Source organism: Azospirillum sp. CT11-132 (assembly GCF_047302835.1).
In the GTDB taxonomy this organism is placed as follows: Bacteria; Pseudomonadota; Alphaproteobacteria; order Azospirillales; family Azospirillaceae; genus Azospirillum.
This window is the reverse complement of sequence record NZ_JBGLZA010000003.1, coordinates 2,491,848-2,505,036: the sequence shown is the minus strand read 5'-3', so window position 1 is coordinate 2,505,036 and position 13,189 is coordinate 2,491,848. Positions and strand designations below refer to the sequence as shown.

12 protein-coding genes and 1 tRNA gene are annotated in these 13,189 nt (G+C 68.2%); 9 read left to right on the top strand and 4 right to left on the bottom strand.

The genetic code is table 11. From position 1 onward, the window contains the following. Nucleotides 1-242: 242 nt before the first annotated feature. Together ACCD06_RS17800 and ACCD06_RS17795 are read left to right on the top strand one after the other, a co-directional pair. A complete protein-coding gene (locus tag ACCD06_RS17800) occupies nucleotides 243-737 on the top strand; it encodes a MarR family winged helix-turn-helix transcriptional regulator (RefSeq protein ID WP_244560711.1) in 495 nt (164 codons plus the stop codon). A 139-nt stretch (nucleotides 738-876) separates the two neighbouring features. Beyond that, complete coding sequence (locus ACCD06_RS17795; RefSeq protein ID WP_413342177.1) at nucleotides 877-1,434, top strand: terminase TerL endonuclease subunit; 558 nt, start codon at nucleotides 877-879, stop codon at nucleotides 1,432-1,434. A gap of 139 nt (nucleotides 1,435-1,573) precedes the next feature. Here ACCD06_RS17795 and ACCD06_RS17790 read toward each other — a convergent pair whose 3' ends face one another. From ACCD06_RS17790 to ACCD06_RS17780, 3 genes are all read right to left on the bottom strand, one after another. Next, on the bottom strand, nucleotides 1,574-2,221 hold the full coding sequence (locus ACCD06_RS17790) for a hypothetical protein (RefSeq protein ID WP_413342175.1): 648 nt from the start codon (nucleotides 2,219-2,221) through the stop codon (nucleotides 1,574-1,576). Between the two features lie 191 nt (nucleotides 2,222-2,412). Continuing rightward, nucleotides 2,413-2,503: transfer RNA gene (locus tag ACCD06_RS17785), tRNA-Ser, on the bottom strand. Nucleotides 2,504-2,599: 96 nt separating this feature from the next. Next, nucleotides 2,600-3,394 (bottom strand): alpha/beta hydrolase family protein, encoded by a 795-nt coding sequence (locus tag ACCD06_RS17780; protein ID WP_413342173.1) that lies wholly within the window; start codon nucleotides 3,392-3,394, stop codon nucleotides 2,600-2,602. Nucleotides 3,395-3,510: 116 nt separating this feature from the next. Between ACCD06_RS17780 and ACCD06_RS17775 the strand changes: the two genes are divergently transcribed. Next, nucleotides 3,511-4,761 carry a glycosyltransferase family 4 protein gene (locus ACCD06_RS17775; protein WP_413342171.1) on the top strand — a complete coding sequence of 417 codons (1,251 nt, stop codon included), beginning with the start codon at nucleotides 3,511-3,513 and terminating at the stop codon, nucleotides 4,759-4,761. A 72-nt stretch (nucleotides 4,762-4,833) separates the two neighbouring features. Next, complete coding sequence (locus ACCD06_RS17770) at nucleotides 4,834-5,712, top strand: TIGR01459 family HAD-type hydrolase (protein WP_413342169.1); 879 nt, start codon at nucleotides 4,834-4,836, stop codon at nucleotides 5,710-5,712. Nucleotides 5,713-5,758: 46 nt separating this feature from the next. On the opposite strand, the gene ACCD06_RS17765 is transcribed toward ACCD06_RS17770, so the two are convergent. After that, complete coding sequence (locus tag ACCD06_RS17765) at nucleotides 5,759-6,082, bottom strand: ribbon-helix-helix domain-containing protein (RefSeq protein ID WP_109076016.1); 324 nt, start codon at nucleotides 6,080-6,082, stop codon at nucleotides 5,759-5,761. A gap of 257 nt (nucleotides 6,083-6,339) precedes the next feature. Between ACCD06_RS17765 and ACCD06_RS17760 the strand changes: the two genes are divergently transcribed. From ACCD06_RS17760 to ACCD06_RS17740, 5 genes are all read left to right on the top strand, one after another. Further along, a complete protein-coding gene (locus tag ACCD06_RS17760; RefSeq protein ID WP_413342167.1) occupies nucleotides 6,340-7,542 on the top strand; it encodes a hypothetical protein in 1,203 nt (400 codons plus the stop codon). Nucleotides 7,543-7,553: 11 nt separating this feature from the next. Continuing rightward, entirely contained in the window at nucleotides 7,554-8,597 is a 1,044-nt protein-coding gene (locus ACCD06_RS17755) for an SH3 domain-containing protein (protein ID WP_413342165.1), read from the top strand. Nucleotides 8,598-8,852: 255 nt separating this feature from the next. Continuing rightward, complete coding sequence (locus tag ACCD06_RS17750; RefSeq protein WP_085087355.1) at nucleotides 8,853-9,122, top strand: hypothetical protein; 270 nt, start codon at nucleotides 8,853-8,855, stop codon at nucleotides 9,120-9,122. 124 nt (nucleotides 9,123-9,246) lie between these two features. Beyond that, entirely contained in the window at nucleotides 9,247-10,470 is a 1,224-nt protein-coding gene (locus tag ACCD06_RS17745) for an NAD(P)/FAD-dependent oxidoreductase (protein WP_413342163.1), read from the top strand. Nucleotides 10,471-10,646: 176 nt separating this feature from the next. Then, complete coding sequence (locus ACCD06_RS17740; protein ID WP_413342522.1) at nucleotides 10,647-13,043, top strand: transglycosylase domain-containing protein; 2,397 nt, start codon at nucleotides 10,647-10,649, stop codon at nucleotides 13,041-13,043. Nucleotides 13,044-13,189 lie beyond the last annotated feature (146 nt).

The following is a 13,189-nucleotide window of genomic DNA, read 5'->3' as shown; positions in this document are numbered from 1 at the left end:
GGAAGCTCCGATTCGGGAACCCGCGCGCGGCAGGGGAAACCGCTGGGCGGGCGATCGGCGTCGAATCGGCGTCGATCACTTCTTGACTCTTCAAGATGGAATTTGCACGCGTTCCCACCAATACGCTCAACGCATATCTGGTATGCATAGCCTGTTGTCTGTGCGGTTCTTGCTGACAAACGAAAGCCTTGCCCGCATTTTATCCGTTCATCCGATAATTCATCCAAAATATGGCATCCACGGTGACTGACAACGAGCGTTCCACCCCCGCCGACCGGCGGTCGCGTCTGCGGCCCGGCAAGAACGGCAAGCTCGCCCTTGGCCCCCTTCCGGAGCTGGTGGGTTACAACCTGCGCAAGGCTCAGGTTGCGGTGTTCCAGAGCTTTCAGAATGCGGTCGCTCCGCATGACATCACGCCCGGCCAGTTCGGCGTGCTGATCATGATCCGGGAGAACGAGGGACTGTCGCAGTCCGACCTGGGCACGGCGGTCGGCATCGACCGGTCGACGATGGTCGCTGTGATCGACCGTCTCGAGTCGCGCGGCCTCGTCGTGCGCGCTCCCTCGCCCAACGACCGCCGCTCCTACGCGCTGCGCCTGTCGCCGGAAGGCCAGACGCTGATGGACGACCTGATCCCGCGCGTCCAGGCGCACGACCAGGGCATGGTCAAGGACCTGTCCCCGGAAGAGCAGGCACAGTTCATCGACTTCCTGCGCCGCGTGTCGCGGTCGAAGTAAGGGGAACCGCCCCTTCCGTTCCAGGCACCGGAAAAGACTGACAGCCCGCCCCGCACCGGCATGCGCCGATGTGGGGCGGGCTTTTCTATTTGGGGTGAAGCGGGGCAAGTCTCCGCTGCATGCCGAAGAACAGCACAAAATGAAAATGGCTCACCCGACGGATCCTTTCGTTGAGATGTGTCCGGGCGACAACCTGCTTGTTCAGCAGGACCGGGACAGGGCGCCCTATGTGCGCCGGGCCGATAACGGGCTGATCGAGCCGACGCTCGGCAACGTGGTGAACTTCCGCGCGGTGGAAGACTGCATCCGCGACCAGTGCGACCGCTTCAACGTAGTGTCGGTGGGCATCGACCCGCACCTTGCCCGTTCGACGCTGAACACGCTGACCGAAGACGGCTATCCGGCTGTGGAGGTGCGGCAGGGGTGGGTGACGATGGCGCCGGCGATTAAGGAGTTGGAGCGCGCCATCATCGCGCGGCAGTTCCAGCACGGCGGGCATGATGTGCTGCGCTGGTGCTTCGACAACATCCAGGTCGAGACCGACCGGGCCGGCAACCGGCTGTTCAGCAAGGGCAAGGCGCGGGAGCGGATCGAGGGTACTGTTGCCTGCGCCATCGCCGTGTCGCTGGCGCAGCACGGCGAGGCGGAAGGCTCAATCTACGATCTGGACCTGCTGGATGATGAGTTCTTCATCTAATTCCCAAGCTCACCCATGCCAATGCCAGATACTATTTCCATAATGACACGAGATATCTCTGAATTTGGGGAACTAATGAGCCTCCAGAACATTATAGAATTACAAAACTTTCAAGCATATTGCTTGCTCCTAAAGCCATCTACCTTCTCATAAAATTTATATCTGTTGGGACTCTTCTTTTCAGTGATTCCCTCACAACTTCGTCGCGCTCATCTCCATAATCATCGCCAATTCTTCTCATTATTTCATCGAATTGCTTACTTTGCTCTATTCCCAAGCTTAATTTTCTCTCTTCGTGAATATATGTAGCTGTTGTCACAACACGGTTGTCTTTACTAATTTCCATGAAATGGTAAATTTCATTCGAACTATGCTGATTGTAATCTTGAATGGCTCTTACAAATCGCAATACGTTCGTTCCTGACATATATTTTGCCGGAGAATGAACGTATACTTTCAATGGACTCTTCATTAACAGAAGCTTGTACATATCTTTCATGTCAGCATACGGGTTTAGTTCTATTTCACCCGCCATATGGCACGCGCTTAAAGTTGGAATTAGACTAGTCTTGTCTCGTTCAAGCCAACATACATCAACCATAAACTCTCCACGCCCTTTAGGCTGACTGCACCGACAATCAATTCCCAAATCAGCTGCCATTTTTGAAAAAGCGGACTTGATAACTCCGTTACGTTGTGCGGGATTCTTTGGTTGTTCATTTTTCAAAACAACAGAAATTCTCTCATCAATAAGCTTAGTAACCTGCATATAATCTATGCTTTTCATATCATCCCACCATATTTTCGCTTCCTAGGATTGCAATTCTTACGGTAGCGATGTCCTTCTGTAAAGGAGCTTCCGTCCACAAACGTCCGCCAACAGCGGCGTCAATCCGCTGAAAAATGTGGGGTGAAGTGGGGAAAGCATTTTCCAGAAACGAAAAAGCCCAAGCAAACCAGTTGCTTGGGCTGAATTCGTGGCGGAGGGAGAGGGATTCGAACCCTCGATACGCTTTTGACGTATACACACTTTCCAGGCGTGCGCCTTCAACCGCTCGGCCACCCCTCCGTAGAGGCCCGCGTTATAGCCAGAGGTTCGCGGCTATGCAAGCCTCCGTTTCACGCAAACGACGTTTTTTTGGCGGCGCGCTAAACCGATCCAGTTTCATCCGCCAATCTCATCCACAAGGGCGCCGACGGTGCGGCACAGCAGGTCCAGATCCTGGGGACGGGACAGGCGGTGGTCGCCGTCCTTCACCAGCGTGACGCGGACGTCGTCGCCGGTCAGCGCCTCGGCGATGCGCAGGCTGAGCTGCCAGGGGACATCCGGGTCGCGCTGGCCGTGCAGCAGGCGGACGGGGCCGCCGAAGGCGATGGGGCCGCGCAGCAGAAGGTGGTTGCGGCCGTCCTCGATCAGGGCGCGGGTGATCGGCTGCGGCTCCGGTCCGTACTCCGACGGGCGGTTCCAGACGCCCTCCTCCATGATCCGGCGGCGGACATCGGCATCGAAGATGTCCCACATCAGGTCTTCGGTGAAGTCGGGGGCCGGGGCGATGCCGACCAGCCCGGCCACCCGTTCCGGCCGGCGCGTTGCCGCCAGCAGCATCATCCAGCCGCCCATCGAGGATCCGACCAGGATCTGCGGTCCCGTCGTCACCTGATCCAGCACCGCCAGCGCGTCGTCGGCCCACAGGCCGATGGTGCCGTCGGCGAACCGCCCGCTGGAGGCGCCATGGCCCTGATAGTCGAAGCGGGTGAAGGACAGGCCGCGCTCCACCGCCCAGGCTTCCAGCGCCGTCGCCTTGCCGCCGGTCATGTCGGACATGAAGCCGCCCAGGAACATGACGCCCGGCTTGCCCTGCCCGGACGGGCCGGCAGGGGTGTGGTGATAGGCTATGGTCGCGGCACCGCGCGTTAGGCTATGGTGCGCGCCGCCCGGATGGGCTGCGGTTTCGGTCATACGGTCACCTTCGACAAACGGACACCGGCACGCGGTCGGGCACCGGACTCGACGGCGATCCGGCATGCCGGGGCCCGCGGCCGGTTCCGGGCCGCCCCTTGCGAGCAGCCGGCATCATGGATTTCGACCCCCACCTTACCACCGACCACTCCCCGCGCAACGCGGACGCCCATCAGGACACCGCTGTCCCCAACTGGCCGGAGCATTGGCCGGGTGGGCGGGCGCCGACGGTGCTGCAGGTGGTGCCGACGCTGGTCACCGGCGGGGCGGAGCGCGGCTGCATCGACATGGCGCTCGCCCTGCAGGCCGCCGGCGGCAGGCCGCTGGTGGCGTCGGAGGGCGGGCCGATGGTGCGCGAGCTGGACCGCGCCCGCATCACCCACCTGACGCTGCCGCTGGCCTCCAAGAACCCGCTGGTCATCCGCCGCAACGCCCGCCGGCTGGCCACCATCATCCGCGAGCACAAGGTGGACATCGTCCACGCCCGCTCCCGCGCGCCGGCCTGGAGCGCGTGGCTGGCCTGCCGGGAGACCGGCGCCCGCTACATGACCACCTTCCACGCCCCCTACAATTTCGGCACGGGTCCGGTCGGCGGCCGGCTGAAACGCTGGTACAACTCCGTGATGGCGCGCGGCGAGCGGGTGATCGCCATCTCCGGCTTCATCCGCGACCATGTGCTGGGCAACTACCCGGTCGATCCGCAGCGGGTGCGCGTTATCCACCGCGGCATCGACCGCGGCGTCTTCGCCCCCGACCGGGTCAGCCCGACGCGGCTGGTGACGCTCGCCAAGCAATGGAACCTGCCGGACGACCGGCCGGTGATCCTGCTGCCCGGCCGGCTGACCCGCTGGAAGGGCCAGACCGTGCTGATCGACGCGCTGGCCAGGCTGGGGCGCAAGGACGTTCTGGCCCTGCTGGTCGGCTCCGACCAGGGCCGCACCGGCTACCGGGAGGAGCTGGAGAACCGCATCGCCAACGCCGGCCTGCGCGGCGTGGTGCGGATGACCGACCATTGCAGCGACATGGCCGCGGCCTACCTGTTGTCGACGGTGGTCGTCTCCGCCTCGCGCGAGCCGGAAGCCTTCGGGCGGGTGATCGTGGAGGCGCAGGCGATGGGCAAGCCGGTGATCGTCTCGGCCATCGGCGCCTATCAGGAAACCGTCGTTCCCGGCGAAACCGCCTGGGTGGTGCCGCCCGACGATCCCGACGCGCTGGCCCGTGCGCTGGACGAGGCGCTATCGCTGACCCCGGAGCAGCGCGAGGCCATCGGCGCCCGTGCCATCGCCTTCGTCGCCGACCGCTACACCAAGGATCGCATGTGCGCCGACACGCTGGCGGTCTATGCGGAGTTGCTGCAACCACGCTGAGATCGGCCTGTCGACGCAATCCGATCGAACGCAATCCGATCCTTACCCCTTCCATCAAACCGACCGGACACCATGGCCGACATCCGACAGATTTCCGGCATCGCCGAAGTCATCGACCAGTATGACGGGTTCATCCTGGACCTGTGGGGCGTGCTGCATGACGGCGAACGGCCCTATGCCGGCGTGCCCGACTGCCTGGACCGCATGCGCGCCGCCGGCAAGACGCTGTGCCTGCTGTCCAACGCGCCGCGCCGCACCACCGGCGTGATCGAGAAGCTGGACGGCATGGGGCTGGGGCGCGAGCGCTACGACCATGTCATGACCTCGGGCGAGGCGACCTACGAGGCGCTGCGCGACCGCGACGATCCCTGGCACGCGGCCCTCGGCCGCCGGCTCTACCACATCGGGCCGGAGCGGGACACCGACGTCTATGAAGGGCTCGGCTACCGGATCGCGGCAACCCCGGAGGAGGCCGACTTCGTCGTCAACACCGGCATCGTCACCTTCGGCGAGACGGTGGCGGATTATCAGCCGCAGCTGGATGCCTGCCTCGCCGCCGGGCTGCCGATGATCTGCGCCAACCCCGATCTGGTGGTGATGGTCGGTCCGATGCTGGTGATCTGCGCCGGCACGCTGGCCGCCCGCTACGAGGAGATGGGCGGCGACGTGCGCCAGCACGGCAAGCCCCATGCCCCGGTCTACGAACGCTGCTTCAAGCTGCTGGGGATCGACGACAGCAGCCGCATCCTGGCGGTGGGCGACAGCCTGCGCACCGATGTCGCCGGCGCCAATGCCGCCGGGATCGACGTGGCGCTGGTCACATCCGGCATCCATCAGGAGGAACTGGGGGGCGCCGCCTGGGGGGCCGCGGTCGATCCGGTCAATTTGCGCGCCCTGGCCGATGCGTCGGGGCACATGCCCACCTACGCGGTGCCCAGCCTGCGCTGGTAAATCTTCGAAGACGGGAGCGCGCAGGCGTCCTGCCCGCGTTCCCGTCTCAATCCAGCGGGACGGCGTCGTCCATCGCCTTGCCGAGCAGGGGCGACTGGCCGTCTTCGGCAAAGCCGCGATTGCCGATCGCGGTGCGGTAATAGCTGACGATGAAGACGCGGATGGAGGCGGTCAGATTGGCCTCGCCCCGCCGCTCGTCGATCTGCGTGCAGATTTCGTTCAGCGTCAGCCTTTCGCGCTCGCAGATTTCCTTCAGCGAGTCCCAGATGTACGGCTCCATCCTCAGGCTGGTACGGCGACCGCTTACCTTGACATTGCGGCAGAGCAGCCCCGGTCCTTCCTTACCCCTGCTCGCGCCCGTTCCCCCCATCGGAAACCCCGTTCTCCATCCGTTACACGCCCCGATCTCTCGTTGCGGGCAATACATCCATTTGTGTGACCATATTGCAAGCGGCGTGTGCCGTCCAAGCTCAATTCGACCCATGGCTGCGGATCGGCGCGACAATCGAGCGCAGGCGGGTATTGCCTCCAACCGCAGATCGGCAGATTGCGGGGAAAAGCCGCTTCCTTTGGCCTGTACCTTCGCTATACCAGTGCCGGACGGCGGAAGAAGGGGAAGGATCGGCGATGACGCGACCGGAGAACGGACGATTCGCGGCCCGCATCGCAGCCGGGTTCGCCATGGGGCTCCTGGCTTCCTGGGCCCCCTGGATCGCCCCCGCGACACCGAGCGCCTGGGCTGCCGATGCCACCGGGCCCGCCACGGCCGTTCCCGCCGAGACCATCCCGGACTCCCTTCTCCGCAGCCGGATCGAAGCGCTGCTGCCGGCTCCCTGGCGCATCGAATCGCTGACCGTGGAGCCGCTGGCCGCCCCGCCGTCCCCGGAGGCTCGGGCGGCGGAACCGCGGTTGGCGGCGCGGGTGACCGCGACAGTGGTGCTTGGCGGCCCGACCTATCTGGTGGACAGCCGCGAGGGGCCGGTGACCTTCCTGCGTCCGGCGGCCGAAGCCGGGCTGACCAAGAGCTGGGTCGCGACGGCGCTCGCCAGCCACGGGGCCGGCGGCTGGACCGTCGCGCTGACGCCGCAGAGCCCCGGCCTGTTCGACGGCATCGGCAAGCCGGCCGCTGAGCTGCCCGGCCGCACGGTGGTTCTCGGCACGCCGGAAGCAAAAAGCCTGCGCGAGCAGTTGGATCGCGACGCCGCGCAACGGCTGGCCGAGGACACCGAACGCCGCCGGCGGGAGGAGGAACGGCTGGCCCAGCAGACCGCCGCGGCGAAGGCCGAAGCCGCCCGCGCGGAAACCGAGCGCCGGGCGGTCGAGGCGCGCATCGCCCAGGTCGCCGACCTGCGCGGCAAGCTGTCCGGTCCGGACCGTGCCGCGCGGCTGGCCGCCTTCGAAGCGGCGTTGGGCGGCAACGATCCGGCATTGCGCCAGACGGCGATGGACGCGGCGCTGCAGAGCCGCGATCCGGTGGTCGCCAATCTGGCGCTGAAGGACTGGATCGCCCGCCACCGCGCCGTTCCGGTCCAGCTCTACGCCACCAAGGAGGACCCCAGTTCCGAGGTGGTGGTGCAGAATCTCGGGCCGATGACGCTGGAGATCGACGGCTTCAGCCCGGTCAACGGCGCGCTGGCCGGCAAGCTGGGGGCGCCCGGCTACAGCATCGCCCGGCCGTCCAGCATCGTCGGCACCCTGGCGCAGACCGAACTGGCGGTGAACTCCTTCGGCTGCGCCCTGACATTGCGGCTGGCCGAGCACCGGACGCTGGACGGGCTTCTGCGCTGCCAGACGCTGCCGACGCTGATCGCCCGCATCACGCTCGATTGAGGGGGGATGCGATGGGCCGAGTGCGGCGGAACTCCATCCTGCGGTTCGCGGCGTCCGCCCTGCTGCTGAGCGCCTGCACGGCAGGAGCGTTGGCCGGCGCGCTGGCCGAAACGCCGGCCAAAACGCCGGCCGACCGGCTGACCCCTGCCGCCGGCCCCATCGTCGCCCTCCCCCGGCTGACGCCGACACAGCTCCTTTCGCCGCCGCTGACCCCGGGCGTGGTCTGGGAGCATCCGCCGGAAGCGCCGGCCCCGCTGTCGCCTCCGGACCCACGCCCCGCCCCGGCCGAGCCCGCCGCCAGCCGGGCGCCGGCACCGCCCGCCGCGGTGAAGCCGCCCGACGCCAAACCCGCCGAAGCGCCCCCGGCCGTCGCGCTTCCGCCCCTGCCGCCCGTGAAGCCGCCGATCAATCCACTGGGCGACGTGGCGCTCCAGCCGGCCCCCGCAGCGACGGCTGAAAAGCCGATCGCCGTGGAGCGGCCTGCCAAGCCGACCGCCAAACCGCCTGCGGCCGCTCCGGCGCGGCGCAGCGTGACGGCCACCGCCGGCATCTATCTGCGGGCGACACCGGACGCCGATGGCCGGGTTCTGGATACGGTGGAGAAGGGCGAGCAGGTGACGGCCTACGGCCCGCCCGTCGACGGCTGGCAGCGGGTCGGGCGGGAGGGGAAGCCGCAGGGCTACGTCGCCGGCGATTATCTGGCGGAAGCCGCCGCCAACCGCACGACAAACGCAGCGCCCAGCGCGGCGCCCACCGCGGCGCCAAAGCCCGGCCGCTATGCCAAGGCCGATCCGGAAGACCGTGGCTGCGCCCTGCCCGACGACCTGCCGGAGCGGGCGCAACGCCCCCGCCTGCCCGGCGGGACCGTCGCCCGGCTGCGCGCGGCCGGCAACCTGCGTGTCGCCCCGGTCTGCGACGCCAAGGTGCTGGACGTGCTGGACGCCGGCGAGCGCGTCACCGTGCTGGAGGCCGCCGACGGCTGGTACAAGGTCGGGCGGAAGGGTAAGGCGCTGGGCTATGTCGGTGCCGCCCTGCTGGCGCCCCTCAAGCGCTGAACGGGCAACGCCGGGGAACCGGTACGAGGCTACCCGGAAGGACGCGCCCTGGCCCCCCGTGAAGGGGCTTGTTCGGCCGTGAAAAAGGATTCTACAACAAGGGGGAGGCCGAACTTTCGCGGACGAACGGTGCCCCTTCAGACGTGAGCCGGGGGGTGCCCGCCCCGTCCGACGGTTCGACCACCCCCGCCGGCCATGCGGCGCCGGTCAGGCCGGGCGGGGGCGCGAAGCACGACCGGGACAAGGATCCACACGATGTCGACCCAACACAAACAAGCCATGGACGCGGTCCTGCAGGCCGCCGCGCACGACATCGTCGCCACCCTTCAGGAGCGGGACGTCGCCGACCGCCACAGCGAGGAGGGGGACCTCGTCGTCCTCGACGTCGCCATCCTGCACGCCTACCGCATCTTCATGCGCATCTGCGAGGAGAACGGCCTGGACGTCGACGCCGGCTATTTCGCCGACCTCGCCGCCGACCTGGCCGAGGAAGTATCGCAGGACCAGGACGACTACGAGGACTGATCCCCAAGGGACTGACCCCCAAGGGATTGACCCTGTGGACCGAGGTCGAGACCGGAATGCCCCCGCCCTTCCCCGCGCTGCATGGGAACGGCGGGGGCATGTCCTTTTGTGAAAGCCCCGCCAAGTGCCCCATCCCACCCCTGACGTGATCCCGGACGTGGCGATCATCGGCGCCGGCCCCGCCGGGTTGATGGCGGCGGAGATCGCCGCGGCCGCCGGCCTGCGGGTCGCCGTGTTCGACCACGCGCCGACCCCGGCGCGCAAGCTGCTGCTGGCCGGGCGCGGCGGGCTGAACCTGACCCATTCGGAACCGCTCGACCGCTTCCTGCCCCGCTATGGCGCCGCCGAGCCGCTGTTCCGCCGCCTGCTGGCCGGCTTCTCGCCGGACGACCTGCGCGGCTGGGCGGCCGGGTTGGGCATCGAGACCTTCGTCGGCAGCAGCGGCCGCGTCTTCCCGGTGCAGATGAAGGCCTCCACCCTGGTGCGGGCTTGGCTGCGGCGGCTGGACGGGCTGGGCGTCACCCTGCACAGCCGCCACCGCTGGACCGGTTGGGACGACACCGGCGCGCTGACCTTCCGCACCGGAGAGGACGTCGTCACCGTCGCCCCGCGCGCCACGCTGCTGGCGCTGGGTGGGGCGAGCTGGCCACGCACCGGGTCGGACGGCGGCTGGGTCCCGCTGCTGGAGGGGCTGGGGGTGGAGGTGGCGCCGCTGGTGCCGTCCAACATGGGCTTCGAGGTGCCCTGGTCCGATCACCTGCGCGACCGCTTCGCCGGCCAGCCGGTGAAGAGCGTCGGACTGTCTGCTGCCGGCCGCCGCCTGAAGGGCGAGTTCGTCATCACCGGGACCGGGATCGAAGGCGGCGCCGTCTATGCGCTGAGCGCCCCGCTCCGCGACGCCATCACCAGGGAGGGCTGGGCGACCCTGACGCTGGACCTGCTGCCGGACATGGCCGAGGCCGAGCTGGTCAAGCGCCTGCGCCGCCGTGGCGCCGAGTCGCTGTCCACCTTCCTGAAGAAGTCGCTGTCGCTGACCGGCCCGCGCGCCGCCCTGCTGCGCGAGTTCGCCCCCGCCGCCGAACTCACCGATCCGGTGGCGCTGGCCCGTCAGATCAAGGGGCTGTCGGTGGTGCTGACCGGCGTCCGTCCCATCGAGCGCGCGATCTCCAGCGCCGGCGGCGTCCGCCTGTCGGAACTGGACGACCGGCTGATGCTGACCCGCCGCCCCGGCCTGTTCCTGGCCGGCGAGATGCTGGACTGGGAGGCGCCGACCGGCGGCTATCTTCTGCAGGGCTGCTTCGCCATGGGCGTGGCGGCCGGCAAGGGAATGGTGGAGTGGCTGCGGTGAGAGGAGAACCCCTCCGCAATTTCGGATAGCGTCATCCTTTCGCCACGGTCGGGAGACAAATAATCGTCGGCCCGCCACCGGTCTTCCGGCGGCGGGGATGTAGGCGTATGAGGACCGAAGCGGGAACGTTTCCCGCACTCACCGCATCGACCCGATGGGGCTTCAGCGAGCGCGCCGTGACCGCCGACCGACCCGACCACCAAAGGGACCAGAGGACGGGCCAGCTCTACGCCGGTCCGCGCCCGATCCGCACCCGCGAAGACCCGTCGCCGCTCGACCGGCTGACGGCGGGCGGGATCGCCCGTGCGCTGGCCGCCAAGGCGTTCGGGATTGCCCGCGACCGGCTGGCTACCCTTGGCCAGAGACTCGGCCGGAACAAGCCGCGCCGCAGGCAGCCGCCTCCCTCCGCCGCCCCGCCGCCGACGCCCTACAAGCAGCCGCGCCGGCCGCGCCGCCGCGGCTTGCCGTCCTTCACGCTGCCGTCCCTCACCCTGCCGCCCTTCACCCTGCCAAGGATCTCCTTGCCCAAGATAAAAGCGTCCAAGCCGTCCGCTCCCCGGTCCGGCGGTTCCCAGCCGCCGCAGCCGCCGCAGCCGCCAAAGAACAATAGGGCCAAGGGCGGCGGCTGGATGAGGCAACTGCTGCAATGGGGCCTCGTCGCCGCCATCTGGTGCGGCATCGGGCTTGGCGCGGTGCTGGCCTGGTTCGCGCTCGACCTGCCGGACATCTCCAAGGTGGCGCAGTTCGAACGCCGCGCCTCGATCACCGTTCTGGCCGCCGACGGCAGCGAGTTCGCCCGCTTCGGCGACCTGCAGGGCACGACGCTCAGCGTGCGCGACCTGCCGCCGCATCTGGTCGACGCCGTGCTGGCGATCGAGGACCGCCGCTTCTACAGCCATTTCGGCATCGACCCGCTGGGCCTTGCCCGCGCGATCTACGTCAACTGGCGCTCCGGCCGGGCGGTGCAGGGCGGCTCCACCATAACCCAGCAGCTCGCCAAGAACCTGTTCCTGACGCCCGAGAAGTCGCTGAAGCGCAAGATTCAGGAGGCGATGCTGGCGCTGTGGCTGGAGAGCCGCTTCACCAAGGACCAGATCCTCACCGCCTATCTGAACCGCGTCTATCTCGGCGCCGGCACCTTCGGGGTGGACGCCGCCGCCCGCACCTATTTCGGCAAGCCGGCGACCGAGGTCGACATCCGCGAATCGGCCGTCCTCGCCGGCCTCTTGAAGGCGCCATCGCGCTACGCCCCCAGCTCCAACCCCGATGAGTCGGCGGAGCGGGCGCGGGTGGTGATGGCGGCGATGCTCGACGCCGGCTATCTCACCCAGGCGCAGTACGATGCCGCCCGCACCGCCAAGCCCTCGCCCAGGCGCAGGCCCGGCGGCGACGGCCGCTATTTCGCCGACTGGGTGACCGATCTGGTGCCGGGCTTCGCCGGCCCCGACCATGGCGACGTCATCGTCCGCACCACGCTGGACCTGCGGATGCAGCGCGCCGCCGAACAGCGGATGGAGGCTCTGCTCGCCGGCCCCGGCGCCGCCGCCAACGTCCGCCAGGGCGCGCTGGTCGCCATGAGCCCCGATGGCGCCGTGCGCGCGCTGGTCGGCGGCCGCGATTACGACAGCAGCGAGTTCAACCGCGCCACCCAGGCGCTGCGCCAGCCCGGCTCGGCCTTCAAGCCCTTCGTCTATCTGGCGGCGCTGGAAACCGGCTGGACCCCCGACAGCCTGATCGACGACGCCCCGGTCCAGCTCGGCACCTGGAGTCCCGGCAATTACGACGGCAAGTACCGCGGCAGCATCACGCTGGCCTCGGCGCTGGCCCATTCGTCCAACACCGCGACGGCGCGGCTGATCGACCGGGTCGGCACCGACCGGGTGCGGCGGATCGCGTCGAACCTCGGCATCTCCTCGCCCTTGACCCGCGACCTGTCGCTGGCGCTCGGCACCAGCGAGGTGACGCCGCTGGAGCTGGTGCGCGCCTATGCCGGCATCGCCAACCGCGGTGTCCCCGTCTGGGCCTATGCCATCACCGAGATCAGGAGCCGCGACGGCGCCGTGCTCTACCGGCGCCAGGGCGGCGGCGGCGCGCCGGTGGTCGACCCCGCCCACGCGGTCCAACTCGCCCGGATGATGAGCGGCGTGCTCGACTACGGCACCGGCCGCAGCGCCCGGCTGAACCGCCCGGCGGCGGCCAAGTCCGGCACCACCCAGGACTATCACGACGCGTGGTTCGTCGGCTTCACCGCCGATCTGGTCGCCGGCGTCTGGCTCGGCAACGACAACAACGACGCCATGAAGAAGGTCACCGGCGGCACCCTGCCGGCCAAGCTGTGGCGCGAGTTCATGCTGGACGCCCATGCCGGCAAGCCCGCCCGCCCACTCCCCGGCCTGGACGGCGCCCCCGCCTGGACGCCGCCGCCGGGAAGCACGATACCGAACGGCGTCCCGATGGCCTCGGCCGACGCCCCGCCCGGCGGCGCCATCGGTTCGCTGATCGAAAAGATCGCCGGCAGCTCCGGCGCCGCGCCGAAGGTGCAGCACGACTACAGCAACACCGGGGTGCGGTAGGCTCCCTCTCCCGCCCCGGGAGAGGGAAGGGGCCCATGCGGAGCATGGGAAGGGTGAGGGGTGAGGCACGGAGCCATGGGCTTCGGGATACTTGGCTGCGCCCTCACCCTCCCCACGCCTGACGGCGCGGGTCCCCTCCCTCTCCC